Raw genomic sequence first — 19,072 nt, forward strand, 5'->3', positions numbered from 1 at the left:
TATTTCATTTCTATGTTATGGTAGATGCTATCGGTTTCATTGTAATTTTAATGTAACTATTCAGCCTAGCTCACTTCCACCAAGCTGATTTCTTCATCCACGATTAATTCTGCAACTTTGGAACAAATGAATTGCCATAAAATATTGCACTAATTGCATCGATAACAGATTCAGAATTCTTATTAACAGTAGACACGTATCCTCTTATACGGCAGAAATTTTTTGCACCCTGTTTACTGCGGAAAGTACCTGATATCTTCTGCTGTACTTTCGTCATTCTGATATCTCTTTCAGCCTGATTGTTATCAAACGGAACGTTTTGGTCGTACATAAATCGCAAGATATCCTCTTTATGGCCAATAAACCTATCCAGCAAATTCTTTACCGTGGTCTGCTTCTTACGTCCTCGTTTTTTAGACCGCACATTTGATTCCGGATCAGGAGGATTTTCATTCACTCCTAAACAAGTTATGTGATCATAATCCTCACTGAACCTTTGAATTAGCTCAGTATCTAAAAGATCATTATCAACATGATGTTTAATGCATATCAAGAGATCACTCATTATCTTTGGCCACTGTTGATCCCTGTTTTCGGAAGCTCCAGTTAACTCTCGTAATAAATGTGCATTACATAATGAATGTTGACATTCATATTTGTTGTACGGTTTCCAAAAATCATGTGTTGCAACACCAGTGTAACCTGGTAATATGCCCATAGCATCCATTGCTTCTGAGCCCCTTTTGCGATGTGCAAAATAATAGGTCAGTTTGTCTGTACCTGCCACATGAAGCCAATTACGAACTGCATTTATTCTCATTCCTGTTTCATCCAGATTGATGACAGGAGATTCTTTCAGGAGATGTTTCACTGTATTTTCAAAAGCTCCAAGCTTCTCAAAACAACTACGTTCCGTGTTCACCAAAGTAGCAGGACTTATCTTGCATCCCAAAATATCAGAGAACAACTTGGTAACACGCTGATAAGGAAGTAATTGGTAAGTGTGCAAATAAACTGCAAATGACTTAACTCGATGACCGTATTGAGTCGGCTGAGTTACACCATCTGGAAAAAGAGCTTTGTTTACATGAGAACATTTGGGACATGTTTTAATCTCGCAACGATGTTCAATGCAATTGATAGTTATAGGAGGAATGTCAAAGACCTGTCTTCTTTCATAGTCAGAGGGAACAGAAGCTAACGATCTCCCACAATTGACGCATTGATTAACAGGATGAACAATAACTTCATCCGGATCATCATTTATTCTTAATGTAGTACCAGGATGACCGTTTTGACCACCTACATGCTTATTGGTCTTTTTTCTTTGACTTTTAACGGTTGGTTTATTCCGTGCATAAGAATCAGTAGAAGGTGGTTTGCTACTGTTGCGACTATTCTTTTCAAGCATTTCTTCCAAATGCCTGACACGCTCTTCAAGTTGTGCAATTTGGAGAGATTGATGTTCAATTATCCCAAGTAATCGAGTTACAAGTTCTACTACTGCTTCTGGACCAGCTTCATAAACTGCAAGTATTTCTTCGCGGTCTATACAAATCCCCTCAGATTGATAGACGTTTTTTATGATATTTTACTGAATATTTTTTAACACATAGAATGAAGCCATAGTATATTGTTTTTTGCATCATTAAAACAGTTAGGCTGAATAGTTACATTTTAATATATATTATTCTGCTTGAAATAATACAAACTGTTTATATATAATTATCAACAATGCACATTTAAGGCGTACAAACTCAAAGCAAATTAAATTAAGCACAAATTTCATTCTTCATCTCTCGTCCATTCCCTCAATCATTCCCGTTCGCCTAAACTCTTTTTGAGACTCTTTTGTTATTGGATCAAAGAGTTACATTTTAATAATATTATTTCTGTCAAGAGCAACTTTTATATAAATATCGCGCATATAATATTCGTGAGATTATAATAATACTTTTTGATCAATAGTTGGTTTATATGAGTGAACTTCCCTGGGAGAATAAAAAAATAGCAGAGATTATGTCATCTGTAGTTGATGAGGTAGAGATGTCACCAGATGTTTCTGAGAAAAAAAAGAGCTCAACTCCACAAATTCCTGATATATTAGCAAGTGCTTTTGCTGATATTCCAATGGAAGAGGCAAAAATCGAGGTTCATGAGCCCATTTCTGATGTAGGGGCAGGTTTGATTCCAGAGGCAAGTACTCCATTTGGAGATTTACCCGATTTATCTGCTTTGGGCCAAATTAAGAGTGAGGGTACAAAATTAAATTTAGAAAATATTTCTTTACCATCTGCTTTACCTCCATTCATGAACACTCCCAACATTTCTGGCATATCAGATGAAAAAGAAAATATTGCTTCTGATATTTCTAAATCGTTGTTTAATCCTGAGCTTTCCGGCATGAATACAGATCATTCTGTGGCTACTGCTGCTAATTCACGTGATTTTGATAACAAGCGCTCTCCTCCTCCACTATTTGAGCTATTCACTCCTGAAAATACCAGCACAGAGCATTTAGAGGGTCTTGAGACATCGGTGCCAAATTTACAGGAGTCTGAACAAAATGCTCCTCCTTCTTTTCCCTCATTAGTACCATCCGATGGAAATTTGGCTGTTCCTGATCAATTTGCTACTGCTCTTGCTAATGGTGCCAATCCTGCAGTTGCTTCCAATCCATTCGATCCTACTCCGGTTGTTAACTCTCCTCCTTTTGCTGGTAGTCCTACTGCTGTTTCCAACCCATTTGAACCTACTCCGGTTGTTAACTCTCCTCCTTTTGGTGGTAGTCCTGCCGCTGTTTCCAACCCATTTGAACCTACTCCGGCTACTGACTCTCCTCCTTTAGGTGGTAGTCCTTCAGTTGTTTCCAATCCATTCGACCCTAGTCCTGTTGCTGAATCTCCTCCTTTTGGTGGTAGCCCTGCAGCCGTTTCCAATCCATTCGATGGTGGTCATGTAGCTAGTGTAAATCCATTTGAACCTACTTCTATTGTTGAAGCCAGCCCATTTGGTGGCAGTCCCATTATAGGGGCCAATCCATTTGGCGAACATTTACACAGTAATGAACAATTTTCTCCAAATGATAATTCTGGCATGAAGGGATCAACTAAGTCCCCTGTTAATGTAGCTGCATTTAAGAAAAACATTGAAGAAATATCTGTAGTTGCCAGAGGGTTTATTAAAAACCTGACAAAAGGGAAGAGTCTTATTGAAAGAATGGAGGATATGAAGGGAGATACAACATCAGATGAGTCTTATTATAATGGTCCTGATGATCCATCCTCACCTCAGTCACCATTTGAAAATGAATCAGTTAGTTCCGTCAATCCTTTCATTTCCTCTCCTGCTACTTCCTTTTCTTCGCCTGCAGAACCTTTAAAGAAAGCAACGGATAATGCGCAGGTAAATCCTTTTGAGGTTGAAGTGGGGCGTGCACCAGTTGAGAATATCAGGAAAATAACTCCCATAGATGATCCGATTATGGAAATGGATGATAAATATTCCATTGATGAAGTTGTTTCCTCTGATAATGTTCTGGGCACAGTTCCGGCTGATGATCCTGGGTTTTTAGGTGTTGATTCTGAGCTTGTAAAATTCACACCGGTTGTTGATTTCGTAGTCAGTGGTGTGGATAATGATGTAGGTAATGATGTTTTTCCTGATTCGGTGATACTGCCGGATAGTAACCCTGAGATGGTCATAGCAGATGAAATTGTAAGGCATCAGGATGAACCTGTATTGTCTATTGAGAAATTAGTTTCTCATATTGAGCCTAATGTTCCTTCTTTTGGAATTGAATCGCAACCAGAGGTTTTTTCAGTAGAACCAAATGGTATGAAGGTTGCAGATGAGAGGTATGGTGAGATAGAAAACGATATCAACATTTTAAAAGACAATATTGGGGACATGGGTTTACAAGTTAGCTCTATCCGTGCTGAAGTAGAAACCTTTTCAAGTAAATTTTCAGGTATGGATATGACCTTATCTTCTCTTGTAAAAGCTAATGAAGAGATTCTGTCTCAGGACAATGGGAAAGTCGGTGAACTTGAATCTAATATTGGAATAGTTGCTCAGAAGCTTAGTGATTTTGAATCAACTCTTGTTGCAATAGAATCTGGCAATTCGTCTGTTAGTTCTGATCTGTCCCGGATGGAGGATGATATTTCCGGACTTGTGAATTCTTATACTGCACTTCTTGCTCAATTGCATGAATCCTTACAGGAAAATGAATCAAAATTTTCCCGTATCGATGAAGTTTCAGGTAAGCTGGATACAATTGCTTCAAGTATAACTTCCATGGAAAAATCGAGTGACGATGCAAAATCAACTTCAATGGAATTTTCAAGGTCGATATCTTCATTGATCGATAATATGGGTAATATCTCTTCTGAGTTCCAGGAGTTCAGGCAGAAATCTGAGCAGAAGAATGCTGCAATGCTTGAAAAGATCAATTCTACTACAGAGTATGTGGAAAGTGAATTGAAAAAACTTGGCGCGAGGAGTTACAAGGGATTCGGGCAAAATGTCCACCTTTCTAACATAATCAAAAATTCAGGCAATATGAAACTCTGTATGGAGTGGCTCGAGTTTTTGATGGAACTTGTCGGTCGCAATAACCTTCCTGACATACTCTCATACTATGAGGAGCTTGGATGGATAACTGAAAAAGTGAGAATGGAATTGCTCCACTATGCCGATGGAATTGATTTCTATATGGAAAAACCTGACTGGAAGCTCACACCTGATGATCATGTTAAATCAATCTGGTTCATCGAGAGCCTTGCAGGTATGAAAGTTGATAAGAACAGGCTTTCTGTCATCGAACGAGACATTGAGAAGGTTAAAAAGGGATCTGAAATATACGGAATATGAAAATCTTTTGTAACTATTCAGCCTGGCACGATTTGCCTATTGGTACTGATTTCATCGAAATAGAGATGTCTGCTCACTAACAATCTAACAATCAAAAAAGCAATCAATAGCAACAATCAAAATAAATGATCCTAATGAAATTTACGTTTCAACTTTTTGTCAAGATTGTTATTGATAGCGTTTTTATCAGGCTGAATAGTTACAATCTTTGTAACTATTCAGCCTAGCTCACTTCCACCAAGCTGATTTCTTCATCCACGATCAATTCTGCAACTTTGGAACAAATGAATTGCCATAAAATATTGCACTAATTGCATCGATAACAGATTCAGAATTCTTATTAACAGTAGACACGTATCCTCTTATACGGCAGAAATTTTTTGCACCCTGTTCACTGCGGAAAGTACCTGATATCTTCTGCTGTACTTTCGTCATTCTGATATCTCTTTCAGCCTGATTGTTATCAAACGGAACGTTTTGGTCGTACATAAATCGCAAGATATCCTCTTTATGGCCAATAAACCTATCCAGCAAATTCTTTACCGTGGTCTGCTTCTTACGTCCTCGTTTTTTAGACCGCACATTTGATTCCGGATCAGGAGGATTTTCATTCACTCCTAAACAAGTTATGTGATCATAATCCTCACTGAACCTTTGAATTAGCTCAGTATCTAAAAGATCATTATCAACATGATGTTTAATGCATATCAAGAGATCACTCATTATCTTTGGCCACTGTTGATCCCTGTTTTCGGAAGCTCCAGTTAACTCTCGTAATAAATGTGCATTACATAATGAATGTTGACATTCATATTTGTTGTACGGTTTCCAAAAATCATGTGTTGCAACACCAGTGTAACCTGGTAATATGCCCATAGCATCCATTGCTTCTGAGCCCCTTTTGCGATGTGCAAAATAATAGGTCAGTTTGTCTGTACCTGCCACATGAAGCCAATTACGAACTGCATTTATTCTCATTCCTGTTTCATCCAGATTGATGACAGGAGATTCTTTCAGGAGATGTTTCACTGTATTTTCAAAAGCTCCAAGCTTCTCAAAACAACTACGTTCCGTGTTCACCAAAGTAGCAGGACTTATCTTGCATCCCAAAATATCAGAGAACAACTTGGTAACACGCTGATAAGGAAGTAATTGGTAAGTGTGCAAATAAACTGCAAATGACTTAACTCGATGACCGTATTGAGTCGGCTGAGTTACACCATCTGGAAAAAGAGCTTTGTTTACATGAGAACATTTGGGACATGTTTTAATCTCGCAACGATGTTCAATGCAATTGATAGTTATAGGAGGAATGTCAAAGACCTGTCTTCTTTCATAGTCAGAGGGAACAGAAGCTAACGATCTCCCACAATTGACGCATTGATTAACAGGATGAACAATAACTTCATCCGGATCATCATTTATTCTTAATGTAGTACCAGGATGACCGTTTTGACCACCTACATGCTTATTGGTCTTTTTTCTTTGACTTTTAACGGTTGGTTTATTCCGTGCATAAGAATCAGTAGAAGGTGGTTTGCTACTGTTGCGACTATTCTTTTCAAGCATTTCTTCCAAATGCCTGACACGCTCTTCAAGTTGTGCAATTTGGAGAGATTGATGTTCAATTATCCCAAGTAATCGAGTTACAAGTTCTACTACTGCTTCTGGACCAGCTTCATAAACTGCAAGTATTTCTTCGCGGTCTATACAAATCCCCTCAGATTGATAGACGTTTTTTATGATATTTTACTGAATATTTTTTAACACATAGAATGAAGCCATAGTATATTGTTTTTTGCATCATTAAAACAGTCAGGCTGAATAGTTACCAATCTTTTTTTAATAAAATAGATGTTTGAGGCCAGTTTGGCCAGAAACATTTTATTATTTTTTAAAGTTGTAATTTTTGTTTAGAACATTGCTTCCAATTTGTCAGCATAATTTGCCAGTATTGGTAGCCTGTACATTTCACCAGTAAATGCTTTGTACATGAGGAATATCCATAGCACGAATATAGCCAGGTACACAAATATCGACAAAAGTGCAATTAACCATCCAATAATTGGTATCCAACCGACCATCATAATTACAATTGAAAATATAATTATGGCTATGCTCAGGACTGTGGACTGAGCTGCATGGAAACGTACAAATTTGTTGTCTTTTTCAATAACTAATAAAAGTATACCGGAAATTAAGCCAAAAAGATAGGCTATTACTCCAGCTATGTTTTCACTTACACCTAATTTAGTTTCACTCATAATAATTCTCCTTATAGATCTGTATATGTTGTCATTAGTTTCTTTTTCATTGAGCTAAAATCACAATAAGAAGAACAACGACATATTTAAATATAATTTTTAAGCACTTTGTACCAAGGTACTATTAAAACCCATCTAAAATCATTTATGTAATTCATATCATTGAAAAAATTCTGCAATTTTGTGATTTGAACTTATCTAATGATTGATTAATAAAATAAATAGCTGTAAACGAATGCTTACAGCATTTTGATATTTTTATTTTACTCAATTCTCTGCAAGCTCAAATGTTGCATTTGCAAGGAATACTGTAGCAATAGGTCCTGTAATAAGCACACCGAATCCCAGAAGAATCATTCCGATTACAAAAAAGACAAGCGTTATGGCATATACTACTAAGCTTTCAACAGGATTAGCTTTGATAATTTCAATACTCTCTGTTATTGCTTCAATGCCACCATATCCTTTTATTACGAGTAAAGGCAGTGCGAACATGAAAAGTATTCCTACTATCGTTGAGAGTATGGATGCGATCTGTCCAAGTATTCCGGCAATGACTAAGTAGATCAGCATATATACCCAGCTTCTGATAAAATCATCCTTGTTGAAACCTGCAAATACATCACTGATCTCTATTGTTTCTCCCCTTGCTCCCTTTACTGCCATGGAAGTAAATCCATAGGCAAGAGGTGCAATGGTAACTATCAATATTGAGCCTAAAGCGGCTATCAATAAACCAACTATAAATGTTACGAGGTTATCTTTCACAACATTCCAGGAGTTCTTTAAAGCTACTTCATAATCCAACATACCACTTCCTGAATATAATTATTAACAAAGAAGTTATGTATCTGGAATGTATATATACTTATCTAAAATAGGTTTGCAGACCGGACTGGTCAGCAAACATTATACAATTTTATCAAAGTTTAATTGCAGATCTCAGAACATTGCTTCCAATTTGTCAGCATAGTCTGCAATTACTGGCAGTCTGTACATCTCGCCCTTAAAGGCTTTATACATAAGGAATATCCATAGTACAAAGTATAGTAATGCCACAAGCATTGATATTAATGAAAAAATAAATCCAATATATGCTATGCCATCAAGAAAACCAAGAACAATATTTAAAATAAACGTAACTATTCAGCCTACCACAATTAGCCTATTGATACTGATTTAATCAAAACGGAGATGTTTGCTCACTAACAACCTAAGAATCAAAAAAGCAATCAATGGCAACAATCAAAATTAATGATCCTAATAAAATGTAGGTCTCAACTTTTTGTCAAGATTGCTATTGATAGTGTTTTTATCAGGCTGAATAGTTACAAATAAACAATCCAGCAGACAATACAGTAGACTGAGCTGCATGGAAACGTACGAATTTATTTTCCTTTTCTACAAATAATAAAATGAGGCCTGTAATCCACCCAAGAATGTAGGCTATAACTCCAGCTATGTTCTCATTGACTCCAATTTTAGTTTTACTCATAATAATTCTCCTTATAAATGTATATCATGTCCTTAATGACATTTCAGGAATTCTTTAATAAATATTCATAATTAAATATGGTACTTCCTGAATATAATTATTTACAAGAATGTGTGTATCTGGAAACTATATATATTTACCTAAAATAATCGGAGTGCAAAAGAAGAAAAAAGTGACGCAAGATGCGTCATTAAATATGTGTTTAGAACCTGACATCCATGTCAGTAATAAGTTGCTGGCTGGTCACATCAATTATCTTGAGGTTGGCCGTTTCACCTGCTGTGACGATATTTGACTGATTTGTGAAACTTGATGATGTATTCTTAAAGTTGTCAATGTAGAATCCATTGTCATCTTTTGTCACATACATTACTTCTCCAGCATCAAATGATTGATTAGTGTCATCAAGTAGAATCGTTACAGCTGTGCCATCAAGTGTAAGCTTTGTTCTTGAATCTGATATAACAACAGCGTCTCCACCTTGATGCTCAAGCTTAATGCCTGTGATGCCGCTGTCGATGTTGTCAGCGCTTGATCTCAGACTTGCCTGTGGCGCCTGTTCTGGTGGTCCCATGCCGAATACGAATGCTGCTATAACTGCAGCAAGGATGACAGTGATTGCGACCATCAGGATAACGCCGATGACCGGGGATACTGCATCTTCTTCCTTAAGGAATTGGTTTGCTTTACTCATGTTCTGTTCCTCTCTCATTCAAAAGTCTACACTTTCTTTTGCTTTTTTTTCTGGACAACTTTTTCAAGTTTCTTTGTCCACATTTTATCGTCGAGGTCGGTATATTCGCACTCGAGATAATGTTGCACCGCTATACTCAAAGCTTCTTTTGTAGACGACTCATTGCATTTCTTCTTAAGGGCCGCCAATTCATCCTCTGTGAGTACGGTTTGTGCATGTACAATTTTCACCATTGTTTCGCCTGAGTGTTCGACTTTGAATCATTTGATGAGCACTGCTGCTCAATCATCATCATTATAATAATAATGAAATTTATATATAAACTTTGTTGCCTATGTTCAATTAGGTTTGTTAAGGCCCTTTCTTTTGCGTATGTTATTATATATTTATACTAATATATTCAGTTTGTGAATTTATTCGTATAAAATAAATCAAAATATTCATACTTTTCATTGGTTTCATATATATTATTCATATAGATGTGGTTAGTCCATCAGAATGATTTTGTTTTTCTTTAACCTTAAATGATTCTGTTGGTAGCAAAGGTATTTTTATTTGAGCCTGTTTAAGGACATCTTTTTAACAGAGTATTTCATTAGCAAAGTCAAAATAGCATCCTGTCTATTATGCTATCTGGTAGCCTCTTAAAAATTATTCAAAGAAGGAACATTCATGTCATCTAGTCGTTTCATAATAACAGTCATTGGTATCGATAAAGTTGGTATTGTTGCAGACGTTAGCCGGGTGATGGCGGATTTCAACGTTAATATTGTAGATATCAGCCAGACCATCATGGAAGACCTGTTTACGATGATTATGCTTGCGGAAGTAAAAGAGGAGAACTTTGACCTTGTGTCCTTCCAGAAAGCCATGTCTGAGACAGGTCGTGAACTTGGTGTCGAAGCAAAGGTTCAGCATGAAGATACTTTTCGTTTCATGCACAGGATCTGAAGGGGGATTTTTCAGTGATTATTCATCCGGAAGAGATTCTTGAAACTATCAAAATGGTGTCCAATGAGAATCTTGATATCAGGACCGTGACAATGGGTATCAGTTTGCGCGACTGCAGCAACCCTGACATAGATATCCTTAACGAGAATATCTATAACAAAATCACCACATACGCACGTGACCTTGTGAAAACCACAGATGAAGTGCAAAGCCTCTATGGAATTCCTATTACCAATAAAAGAATCTCAGTTACTCCTATTGCAGTTGTTGCAGAAAGCTGTAATGTTTCGGACCTGACCTCGGTAGCCCGGACACTTGACAAAGCTGCAGAGGATGTAGGGGTGGATTTCATTGGAGGATTCAGTGCTCTTGTTCAGAAGGGCATGACATCTGGCGATCTGAAGCTTATCAACTCTATTCCTGCTGCACTTTCGGGAACAAAGAAGGTATGCTCGTCAATCAATGTGGCAACAACCAAAGCCGGAATAAATATGGATGCTGTGGCACTCATGGGAAAGATTATCAGGGAAACAGCACAGTTAACCTGTGAGGAAGGGGGCATAGGCTGTGCAAAACTTGTGGTTTTTGCAAACGCTCCTGATGATAATCCCTTCATGGCAGGTGCATTTCATGGAATAGGCGAGCCGGAGTGTACTATCAATGTAGGTGTGAGTGGTCCTGGTGTGGTTAACTCGGCAGTAAGAGCATTGGAAGACCCTTCACTTGGTGACATATCTGAATGTATCAAGAAAACGGCTTTCAAGATAACCCGCATGGGTGAAATCATTGGGAAAGAGGTCGCTAAGCGCCTGGATGCTAAATTCGGCGTGCTTGACCTGTCTCTTGCTCCTACTCCTGCTATAGGTGACAGTGTTGCTGCGATACTTGAGGCAATGGGTCTGGAGAGTTGCGGTACCCACGGCACTACTGCTGCATTGGCCCTATTGAATGATGCAGTGAAGAAGGGAGGTGCAATGGCTTCCTCGTCCGTTGGAGGCCTGAGCGGTGCCTTCATTCCTGTTAGTGAGGATGAAGGTATGATCAGGGCGGTCAGAAGAGGTTCACTCAGTCTTGATAAGCTGGAGGCAATGACCAGCGTATGCTCGGTGGGTCTGGACATGATTGCAGTTCCTGGTGATACACCTGCACCAACTATATCCGCTATCATTGCAGATGAAATGGCTATTGGAATGATCAACAAGAAAACAACTGCTGTAAGGGTAATACCTGCACCAGGGACAAAAGTAGGAGATATGATCGAGTTTGGCGGTCTTCTTGGAACTGCTCCGGTTATGCCGGTACATAAGTTCAGTTCAGAGCAGTTCATCTCAAGAGGTGGTCGAATACCTGCTCCTATACAGTCACTTACAAATTGAATCCCCAACCCTTTAATAAGTACATGAGACGTTCACATGATAATCACTCTGATAGGTATGCCTGGTGCAGGCAAGAGTTCGGCAGGACAGAAGCTTGCATCTCTTCTGGATTATGAGTTTATCGATACAGATAAACTTGTGATAGGTGGATCAGGTACAGGTCTGCAGAACATTGTCAATGATCTGGGTGATATGGCTCTTATAAGGGCAGAAGAGCAAAGTATACTTGGACTTGATCTGAAGGACAATTGCATCATTGCAACAGGTGGAAGTGTCGTTTATTCTGAAAAAGCAATGCAATTTCTAAAGTCAAGGTCAGTTGTCGTGTATCTGGATGTTCCCTTTGGTACCATTGTAATGAGGCTGTCCAATCTTGCTACAAGGGGCGTAGTAGGTCTGAAAGAAAAAGGATTGAGTGGTTTGTATGGTGAAAGGACTGTCCTTTACAGGTCATTTGCAGATCACGTTATTGAAGTTGGCAGAAAAGATAAATTAGTGGACGTTGCAAAAAAGATAATGGCAAAAGTCTTGCCAGAAAATGATGCAGATAATGATACAAATATCAGATGAAAGCCAGATGAATATCACTCATCCCGTGTGTTCCACCACATTTTCACCCTTGTGGAACGTGCATCATAAATGTAATTGCCATTCTCCTTTCTGAGATTCTCTTCCAGATATTGTTCGAGTATTTCACGCTGTTTTTCTGTTGTTAGTGAGAAGTGATTTGCCAAATCATCTATTGCTTCATCCATGTCTGCGTATATTTCAGTGCGTCCAAGTGTGAAGGTTTCCATATTGGGGTAGATTCCCATTTGGTACAGTAAGTTATAGATAATATCGCATTTAGGTGTGCAGTGATATTCCTTTCCGTGCAGTTGGGGCCATATTTCTTTTGAATGCATGTCCCATGATGTATCACCGGCAAACCAGTATAGGTAGATATATCCTGAAGCTGCTGCCTGCATATCCTCAATTGCTTTGCGGATGTCGGGCATACTAAGGGAGAATGATGCAAGAATTATATCATAAGGTTCATCGAGGTCATTTTCAACATCAATGTCTTCCCATCTCTTTTTGACAATGGATATATTATCACGTCCATAATCGGATATGTTCTCTTCCATGACTTCTATCATACCTTTTGAAGGCTCAATAGCTGTTACGTGTTTCACATTTTCTGAAATGGGAATTGCGAGTGTTCCTGGTCCCGCTCCGATATCGAGTACTCTGGATTGCGGGGTGATATGGAGGCTTTTGAGAGTTTCTCTGGCTCGCTTCTGGTTATCTTTCTGTGACATTTCCCAGAACCTTTTAGCACTCTCTTTATCTTCCCATATTGAAGCTTTCTTTTTGTTCCCGCTTTCAAGATGTCTTTCCATTTGCTCTATCCAGACATCGCTCCAATCTATACTATTATAGTCCATGATGATTCTCTTTTATTTTTTGTTAATTTATTTGTAACTATTCAGCCTGATAAAAACACTATCAATAGCAATCTTGACAAAAAGTTGAGACCTACATTTTATTAGGATCATTAATTTTGATTGTTGCCATTGATTGCTTTTTTGATTCTTAGGTTGTTAGTGAGCAAACATCTCCGTTTTGATTAAATCAGTATCAATAGGCTAATTGTGGTAGGCTGAATAGTTACCATTTATTTTTTCTTAAACTGGTATTACCACTGACACATTCTGGTAGTTTTGTATAGTTACAGGTACTCCGTACACCTCTTTGATAATTTCCGGTGTAATGTCTCCCATACTACCTGCTGCAAAGATGCTGCCATTTTTCAGGAACAGGAATTTATCAGAATATCTGAAGGCAAGGTTAAGGTCGTGCATCGTCATGATTGCAGACACATTTTCTTTCTTTACAACGTCTCTTACTGTGTCAAGTATCTCAAGCTGGTTCTTAAGGTCAAGGCTACTTGTGGGTTCGTCCAGCAAAAGCAGTTTAGGATTCTGTGCGATTGCACGTGCGATGCCAACTTTCTGAAGTTCTCCTCCGCTGAGTTCATCTATGTACCTCAGAGCCATGTCGTCAAGATGTAGTTTCTTAATAGTATCTTCTACGATCATTACATCTTCCGGGCTAATGTTCCATTTCATATGTGGCATCCTTCCAAGAAGTATCGCATCAAAAGCAGTCAGTCTGGCAGGTTCGCATCTCTGTGGGACATATCCAAGTCTTCTTGCAATCTCTATCTGTTCCAGCTTGAGGATATCCTCGTCTTCTATAAGGACAGTTCCTCTCTTTGGTTTAAGAATCGCATTCATGCATTTCAGCAGTGTGGTTTTTCCGACACCATTAGGTCCGAGTATTGATAATATCTCATTCCTTTTAAGCTGGAATTTGATATCCTTCAGTACTTCCTTACTTTTATATTGGAATTCCACTCCGTCTACATCAAGTATCATATTCTTCTCCCTCCAAGTATCAGGTAAATAAATGTGGGTGCACCTAAAAATGATGTAAGAACCGCAACTGGTAACTGATATGGTTCAATCATTACCCTTGCTACGGTATCGGCACAAAGCAGAAGTAGTGCCCCTATGAGCAGACTTCCTGTTATCAGGAAACGATGATCATCACCGATAATCCGGCGTGCCATATGTGGGCATATCAATCCGACAAAACCGATAACACCAAGGAATGCAACAATTATGGCCGTTACCAGGGAGGCGCACATCATCCCTTTGATCCTTACTTTTTCTACATTCACGCCCAGTCCTTTTGCAGTTTCATCACCGGCATCGATGGCATTGTATTTCCATCGATTCAAGGTAAAGTAGAGTATCGACCCTGCCACAATGACAGTTATCAGTCCCAGTTCTTCCCAGCTTGCCCTTGAAACATCTCCAAAGGTCCAGAAGACCATGGATGCAAGCTGTACGTCATCGGCGAAATATTGCAGGAACATTGTCCCTGCTGAGAAAAGGGAACCCATAGCCACACCCACAAGGATCATTATTTCAGGTGTGTTCCCTCTGATCCTTGAGAATGCCAGAATGACGACTGTTACCAGGAGTGCAAACACAAAAGCCACAGCAGTAGTAGTATATGGATTGCTAATACTCACTGCATCACCAACATGGCTGTGTGTGGAACCTGTTCCAAGAACCATCACTGATAAAGCTGCGCCAAAGGCTGCAGCATTTGATATTCCCAGGGTGAAAGGAGAACCAAGTGGGTTTCTGAGTATTGACTGCATTACCACCCCGGCTACAGACAGGCCAGCTCCTGCAACGATGGCTGTGAGTACCTGTGGCAGACGTATGTTCCATATGATACTAGTCCATCTATCGTTGTGTCCTGTGAGTGTCTGTATAACTTCCAGTAGTGGGATATCTACGGGTCCTACTGAGATGGAGATTATCATCATTACAAACAGAAGCACGACTGCTGACAGGATGTATGTAGTTTTCCTGCCGGTGTGCTCTCTGTAACGACGGGCTATTTCACCTTCTGTTCCAGTCATTCCTTTCACCGTTTTCTCTTAGCTTTACGGTTACTCAGACATCCAGTTCTGTGAATGCAGGAGTTCCAAAGGCGTTGATCATTTGAGCACACACTTCCTTTCCGAGTTCCTCATCTCCATCACACACCAGGAATGTGTAGATATCTGTTGTTTTTTCTTCAAGGTCAACGTCCTCAAACTTGTCAGGATAGAGTAACTTTCCTGCGAAGTATGAATCCGCAAGCACTGAACCAAAGTTCTGTGTGTACCAGTTATAAGGTAGCATTCCGTACACGTTACCTGATTGCACTGCCTGAAGTTGTTGGTAAGACTTATCATTCTGCAACTGGCAAAGGGCACTGTTCTCATCTTCTGATTGCAGTGTGGACAGATCAACAAATATAATCTCCGGGTCCCACTCAATAATTTTCTCCCTGGCAACTTCTGCAGTGCTGAGGTCCATGTCGTCATATGCAACATTCAGTGCGTTGGTGAAAAGAAATGGTGGATATGTTGGTTCGGTGGACTGAAGACCATGTGGTCCTGCGCGTGCAATACCGCCTATATAGCATGTAGTTTTCTCATCTTCAGGCACACTTGCAGTGCGTTCATTGAGGTCTGCCATGGTCTCGTCAAAGAATGAGATAACTTCTTCAGCACGCTCTTCTTTATCCATTACCTCGCCTATTATCCTCAGACTCTGGTACATACTTTCCCTGTTGTTTACCATGTCTCCATAGTTGAGTACAATCACAGGAATGCCTGTTTTTTCCTGAAGTTCTGCCGGGTCATAGCCTGAGGTTGAATATGTCTTGAGTATAACATCAGGTTGTGGGTCAAGTGCAAGTATCTTTTCCGGATTGTCATTTCCCCTGAATTCTCCAAAAATAGTGTAATTCGTACTGAAATGTGGATTTGCGAGGGCGTAAGGTCTTGCATCGTATAGTGAATCTCTTGCTTCGATACTGTCCACTGCGATTATTTTATCCTCTTCTTCAAGATATGTTAGAAGCCTGAGGGCTCCTGATCCTGAACATATTACATGCTCAGGTGATTCGGGGACTTCTACTGTCCTGCCAAGCGCATCTGTAACAGTGAATGTTGTTGTTTGTTCCTGTGTCTGGAGGCTCTGGGACATTGATGTACTGTCCATGCAACCTGAAATCAACGTTGAAACGACTATTAGCATTAGTAAAAATGCTATGGTCTCTATTCTAATTTCTTTCATTTATTTGTCTCCATTTTCGTAATAATATGTGGGTATTGCGTATTTAGTATTAAAATATTACTATTTAGTAACATAAACTGTTATGGTTATTATTTTATGTCATAAGTTAGCTAAGCTAATCTATCGGGTATCACGAAAGTGCAAGAAAATCATAAAAAATGTGAATTTGTATAAGTAAACAACGTGTCTGGTTGGATTGGTATTATTCCCTTTTCATAGTTTCAGCATGGGAAGTTGCGTGATTTTCTTGTCAGGAGATATAATAATGAAAAAAATGACATGGATAATGATTGTATTTGCTGCAATTTTGGTTTTGGTCACAATGCCTGTAAATGCATTAGATGTAACTTACAAGATCAGAAGTACTGTATATGACAACACCGATTCGTACACACCAGCTGGTGATTTCTATTGGGATGCCAACAGTTTTTCAGGATTCTGGTACCAAATAAAACCAGGTCTTTCAAGTGAGATCATTTACATTCATAATAGTGTAAATTCTTCATCAACTATTCAACTTAGGGATGAGATTGACGAAGGTGATCTCTATTATGTAAGCAAACCTCAGGCAAAGAAGACCAAAATTGGTGGTTCTGATGATGGGGCCACTTATATTGTTGATGAGGTTGACCTGAAAAAATACTATCTTATGGGCTTGTTTGGTTCCCAGTATGTTGCAATGCCTGAAGATTCATCTGACCTTTCAGCAGGTTGCAAGCCGGATGAAATAGCAAAGATACTGCTGCAATTTAGCAGTGATGATAAAAAACAGATGTTCTCTAAAGAAGAATGGGACCTTACAGATGGCTGGTCACTTGTGGTGCAACAGGTAGATGTTGAAGGTAACAAGGTATGGATACAGCTGAACAGGAATGGCGAAGAAGTAGACAGTGCTGTGGTGTCAGGTGATATGAACCTGACCAAACCTGAAAGGACGTATCTATACAAAGATAGTGATGACAACCCTATGTTCTACTGTTATGTCGATTCAATTTTTAAGGGAACAAGCGATGACTTTGTGGTTTTCAAATATGCTTTCCTTGTAGGTGATATTACTACTATTGAAAGTGGGGATACTTATGGCGTATTTGATGTACAGGGATTTGAGATTCCTGCTGTCATGAATGGTACTGATTATGTAGGAAGCGGTAGTGGGACTGTTCTTTACACAGGGGATGATGCACTTGTAATGTCAAGCAATGATGGTATCACTCTTGGTCCTAATGAGGTGATCGACCTTTATGGTGGTATATACCTTAAAACAGAGGACACAAGCGGGTCATGCCTGAAAATGACTCTTTGGAAGACATGTACTATTACAGTTGCAGATACAGTTACAGAGGAAGGGGATGTAAGTGTAGGGAACGACAATGATATCGTTGTTGTGGATATGGCTGAAGAGGAAACTGAAACTGAAAATGTGGGCAGTGTTAAAGACTACACTGATTTTTCGATGAGTGCTGAAGATACTGGTGGTGATGTGGTGCAAAGTTCTGTAGCAGCTCCGGGATTTGAGCTTCTTCTTTGTCTTCTGGGACTTTTAGGAGCATTGGGGATTAGGAAATACGAAAATACGAAATAGTAAATGTAAAAAAAGAAATCAATAGAGAAATGTTTGGAATTATTCCAGCCATTTCAACTATTTTTATATTTTTAGTTGTCTGTTACCATCCTCTGTTATAATCCTCAAAGCAAGGGATGCAGACTATTTCTCCATTCTGGACTCTTGCACGGGATTCTGCCATCATCTCTCCACACTTCGCACATTTGATTGAGTTGAATATCCTTGCTTTTACGGGAATCTTAGCATCAACAAATTTGATGTCAAACATTTCTTCAACGGGGGTGTTCCTCATGGTTATGGACACTCCGTCCCTGCACTTACTGTATTCTTTTATTTCTTCTTCTGTGGCTGTACCGCCCATAACTTTTGGACGCAGTTTGTTCATTTCAGGGTCAATGGCTTCGATGTTGAAACTTGCTTTCAGGGCAACCCTGACTGCTTTGTTGCTGTCTCTGCATATGAATGTGAAGACTTGCTTGGCGTGGTCTTTGTAAATGAGATTGCCTTTCCCGATCGTACATCCTGTGAGGACCTGCACTGCATCTACTCCACATGCATCGTTCTCTACGATGGTAACGAGCTCCTCATCTATGTCTCTCTCAGTCTCCAGCTTTTCGATTCCTGCTTTGGCAGCAATGTAGCCAATAGTAAGTCCGGGGCAGACATGTCCGTGAAATTTTGCGGCTTCTTCAAAAGTGGGTATTTGACGAGATGTGGTTTGGGTTGAAGGTTTGGATGGCATATTTATCACGGAAGGTAAAGTAGAGTAATATGTTTAATATCTTTCGTGTTATTAATTATTCTCCAATTTGTTTTTTGCAACTGTGATTCAAGTATATGGTGGCAAGATTTTGTGCTCTTAACTGGATAAATTATATCTGTTGTTATTATTTTTTGGTCACAGCAGGTAAATAATTAAAATTATATATATATATCCGACTTTTGTCCAGCAATAGATAATAGACGGAATGATTTTTTCAAGGCATCTTGAATTAATATCTACTTTAGAATGCTGGTATTTAGGTTCCGTAGAAATCCTCAATATTCAGACAAAAATAAAATCCTCAATAATTCAAAATATATTGCACAACATTGAAGATACTTGGTGAATTTGTTCGAAAGATGTCGATTTAAATATGATTTTTACAGAACCGGTACTTGCAAA

18 protein-coding genes are annotated in these 19,072 nt (G+C 39.0%); 5 read left to right on the forward strand and 13 right to left on the reverse strand.

Annotated features, from left to right (window positions below; translation table 11 throughout):
* Positions 1–103: 103 nt before the first annotated feature.
* Positions 104–1,552 (reverse strand): IS66 family transposase, encoded by a 1,449-nt coding sequence (gene tnpC, locus V7O67_RS04925; RefSeq protein ID WP_406671409.1) that lies wholly within the window; start codon positions 1,550–1,552, stop codon positions 104–106.
* A gap of 425 nt (positions 1,553–1,977) precedes the next feature.
* Here tnpC (V7O67_RS04925) and V7O67_RS04930 point away from each other — a divergent pair, with 425 nt between their 5' ends.
* The gene (locus V7O67_RS04930; RefSeq protein ID WP_342305926.1) at positions 1,978–4,875 is read left to right on the forward strand and encodes a FlaD/FlaE family flagellar protein; all 2,898 of its coding nucleotides are present in this window, start codon (positions 1,978–1,980) and stop codon (positions 4,873–4,875) included.
* Between the two features lie 261 nt (positions 4,876–5,136).
* Here V7O67_RS04930 and tnpC (V7O67_RS04935) read toward each other — a convergent pair whose 3' ends face one another.
* From tnpC (V7O67_RS04935) to V7O67_RS04965, 7 genes are all read right to left on the reverse strand, one after another.
* A complete protein-coding gene (gene tnpC, locus V7O67_RS04935) occupies positions 5,137–6,585 on the reverse strand; it encodes an IS66 family transposase (protein ID WP_406671410.1) in 1,449 nt (482 codons plus the stop codon).
* 203 nt (positions 6,586–6,788) lie between these two features.
* Positions 6,789–7,139 (reverse strand): DUF4870 domain-containing protein, encoded by a 351-nt coding sequence (locus tag V7O67_RS04940; protein WP_342305925.1) that lies wholly within the window; start codon positions 7,137–7,139, stop codon positions 6,789–6,791.
* Positions 7,140–7,406: 267 nt separating this feature from the next.
* On the reverse strand, positions 7,407–7,949 hold the full coding sequence (locus V7O67_RS04945; RefSeq protein WP_342305924.1) for a hypothetical protein: 543 nt from the start codon (positions 7,947–7,949) through the stop codon (positions 7,407–7,409).
* 132 nt (positions 7,950–8,081) lie between these two features.
* Positions 8,082–8,204: a hypothetical protein gene (locus tag V7O67_RS04950; protein ID WP_406671094.1), complete on the reverse strand. Its 123-nt coding sequence runs from the start codon at positions 8,202–8,204 to the stop codon at positions 8,082–8,084.
* A 250-nt stretch (positions 8,205–8,454) separates the two neighbouring features.
* On the reverse strand, positions 8,455–8,634 hold the full coding sequence (locus V7O67_RS04955) for a hypothetical protein (RefSeq protein ID WP_342305923.1): 180 nt from the start codon (positions 8,632–8,634) through the stop codon (positions 8,455–8,457).
* A 202-nt stretch (positions 8,635–8,836) separates the two neighbouring features.
* Positions 8,837–9,328, reverse strand: coding sequence for a type IV pilin (locus tag V7O67_RS04960; RefSeq protein WP_406671096.1), 492 nt, complete (start codon positions 9,326–9,328; stop codon positions 8,837–8,839).
* A gap of 26 nt (positions 9,329–9,354) precedes the next feature.
* Complete coding sequence (locus V7O67_RS04965) at positions 9,355–9,561, reverse strand: DUF5371 family protein (protein WP_406656604.1); 207 nt, start codon at positions 9,559–9,561, stop codon at positions 9,355–9,357.
* Positions 9,562–10,000: 439 nt separating this feature from the next.
* Between V7O67_RS04965 and V7O67_RS04970 the strand changes: the two genes are divergently transcribed.
* From V7O67_RS04970 to V7O67_RS04980, 3 genes are read left to right on the forward strand one after another with little or no spacing between them, the layout of a single operon-like run.
* A complete protein-coding gene (locus tag V7O67_RS04970; protein WP_406671098.1) occupies positions 10,001–10,279 on the forward strand; it encodes an ACT domain-containing protein in 279 nt (92 codons plus the stop codon).
* Between the two features lie 14 nt (positions 10,280–10,293).
* Entirely contained in the window at positions 10,294–11,655 is a 1,362-nt protein-coding gene (locus V7O67_RS04975; protein WP_406671100.1) for a PFL family protein, read from the forward strand.
* A 36-nt stretch (positions 11,656–11,691) separates the two neighbouring features.
* The gene (locus V7O67_RS04980; protein WP_342305920.1) at positions 11,692–12,225 is read left to right on the forward strand and encodes a shikimate kinase; all 534 of its coding nucleotides are present in this window, start codon (positions 11,692–11,694) and stop codon (positions 12,223–12,225) included.
* A 14-nt stretch (positions 12,226–12,239) separates the two neighbouring features.
* On the opposite strand, the gene V7O67_RS04985 is transcribed toward V7O67_RS04980, so the two are convergent.
* From V7O67_RS04985 to V7O67_RS05000, 4 genes are all read right to left on the reverse strand, one after another.
* Entirely contained in the window at positions 12,240–13,082 is an 843-nt protein-coding gene (locus tag V7O67_RS04985) for a class I SAM-dependent methyltransferase (RefSeq protein ID WP_342305919.1), read from the reverse strand.
* 240 nt (positions 13,083–13,322) lie between these two features.
* Complete coding sequence (locus V7O67_RS04990) at positions 13,323–14,075, reverse strand: ABC transporter ATP-binding protein (protein WP_342305918.1); 753 nt, start codon at positions 14,073–14,075, stop codon at positions 13,323–13,325.
* Entirely contained in the window at positions 14,072–15,136 is a 1,065-nt protein-coding gene (locus V7O67_RS04995; RefSeq protein ID WP_342305917.1) for an iron ABC transporter permease, read from the reverse strand. The genes V7O67_RS04990 and V7O67_RS04995 overlap by 4 nt, the downstream gene beginning before the upstream one ends.
* 34 nt (positions 15,137–15,170) lie before the next feature.
* Entirely contained in the window at positions 15,171–16,343 is a 1,173-nt protein-coding gene (locus V7O67_RS05000) for an iron ABC transporter substrate-binding protein (protein ID WP_342305916.1), read from the reverse strand.
* Between the two features lie 265 nt (positions 16,344–16,608).
* On the opposite strand from V7O67_RS05000, the gene V7O67_RS05005 reads away from it, so the two are divergent.
* The gene (locus V7O67_RS05005; RefSeq protein ID WP_342305915.1) at positions 16,609–17,925 is read left to right on the forward strand and encodes an S-layer protein domain-containing protein; all 1,317 of its coding nucleotides are present in this window, start codon (positions 16,609–16,611) and stop codon (positions 17,923–17,925) included.
* An 82-nt stretch (positions 17,926–18,007) separates the two neighbouring features.
* On the opposite strand, the gene V7O67_RS05010 is transcribed toward V7O67_RS05005, so the two are convergent.
* Positions 18,008–18,649: an FmdE family protein gene (locus V7O67_RS05010; RefSeq protein WP_342305914.1), complete on the reverse strand. Its 642-nt coding sequence runs from the start codon at positions 18,647–18,649 to the stop codon at positions 18,008–18,010.
* Positions 18,650–19,072: the final 423 nt, after the last annotated feature.

Source organism: Methanolobus sp. ZRKC4 (assembly GCF_045291305.1).
Taxonomy (GTDB): Archaea; Halobacteriota; Methanosarcinia; order Methanosarcinales; family Methanosarcinaceae; genus Methanolobus.

Bases quoted from the DNA above. Each gene is read 5' to 3' on its own strand.
- V7O67_RS04930 (WP_342305926.1), top strand. From the start codon at position 1,978: ATGAGTGAACTTCCCTGGGAGAATAAAAAAATAGCAGAGATTATGTCA.
- V7O67_RS04940 (WP_342305925.1), bottom strand. From the start codon at position 7,139: ATGAGTGAAACTAAATTAGGTGTAAGTGAAAACATAGCTGGAGTAATA.
- V7O67_RS04945 (WP_342305924.1), bottom strand. From the start codon at position 7,949: ATGTTGGATTATGAAGTAGCTTTAAAGAACTCCTGGAATGTTGTGAAA.
- V7O67_RS04950 (WP_406671094.1), bottom strand. From the start codon at position 8,204: ATGCTTGTGGCATTACTATACTTTGTACTATGGATATTCCTTATGTAT.
- V7O67_RS04955 (WP_342305923.1), bottom strand. From the start codon at position 8,634: ATGAGTAAAACTAAAATTGGAGTCAATGAGAACATAGCTGGAGTTATA.
- V7O67_RS04960 (WP_406671096.1), bottom strand. From the start codon at position 9,328: ATGAGTAAAGCAAACCAATTCCTTAAGGAAGAAGATGCAGTATCCCCG.
- V7O67_RS04965 (WP_406656604.1), bottom strand. From the start codon at position 9,561: ATGGTGAAAATTGTACATGCACAAACCGTACTCACAGAGGATGAATTG.
- V7O67_RS04970 (WP_406671098.1), top strand. From the start codon at position 10,001: ATGTCATCTAGTCGTTTCATAATAACAGTCATTGGTATCGATAAAGTT.
- V7O67_RS04980 (WP_342305920.1), top strand. From the start codon at position 11,692: ATGATAATCACTCTGATAGGTATGCCTGGTGCAGGCAAGAGTTCGGCA.
- V7O67_RS04985 (WP_342305919.1), bottom strand. From the start codon at position 13,082: ATGGACTATAATAGTATAGATTGGAGCGATGTCTGGATAGAGCAAATG.
- V7O67_RS04990 (WP_342305918.1), bottom strand. From the start codon at position 14,075: ATGATACTTGATGTAGACGGAGTGGAATTCCAATATAAAAGTAAGGAA.
- V7O67_RS04995 (WP_342305917.1), bottom strand. From the start codon at position 15,136: ATGACTGGAACAGAAGGTGAAATAGCCCGTCGTTACAGAGAGCACACC.
- V7O67_RS05000 (WP_342305916.1), bottom strand. From the start codon at position 16,343: ATGAAAGAAATTAGAATAGAGACCATAGCATTTTTACTAATGCTAATA.
- V7O67_RS05005 (WP_342305915.1), top strand. From the start codon at position 16,609: ATGAAAAAAATGACATGGATAATGATTGTATTTGCTGCAATTTTGGTT.
- V7O67_RS05010 (WP_342305914.1), bottom strand. From the start codon at position 18,649: ATGCCATCCAAACCTTCAACCCAAACCACATCTCGTCAAATACCCACT.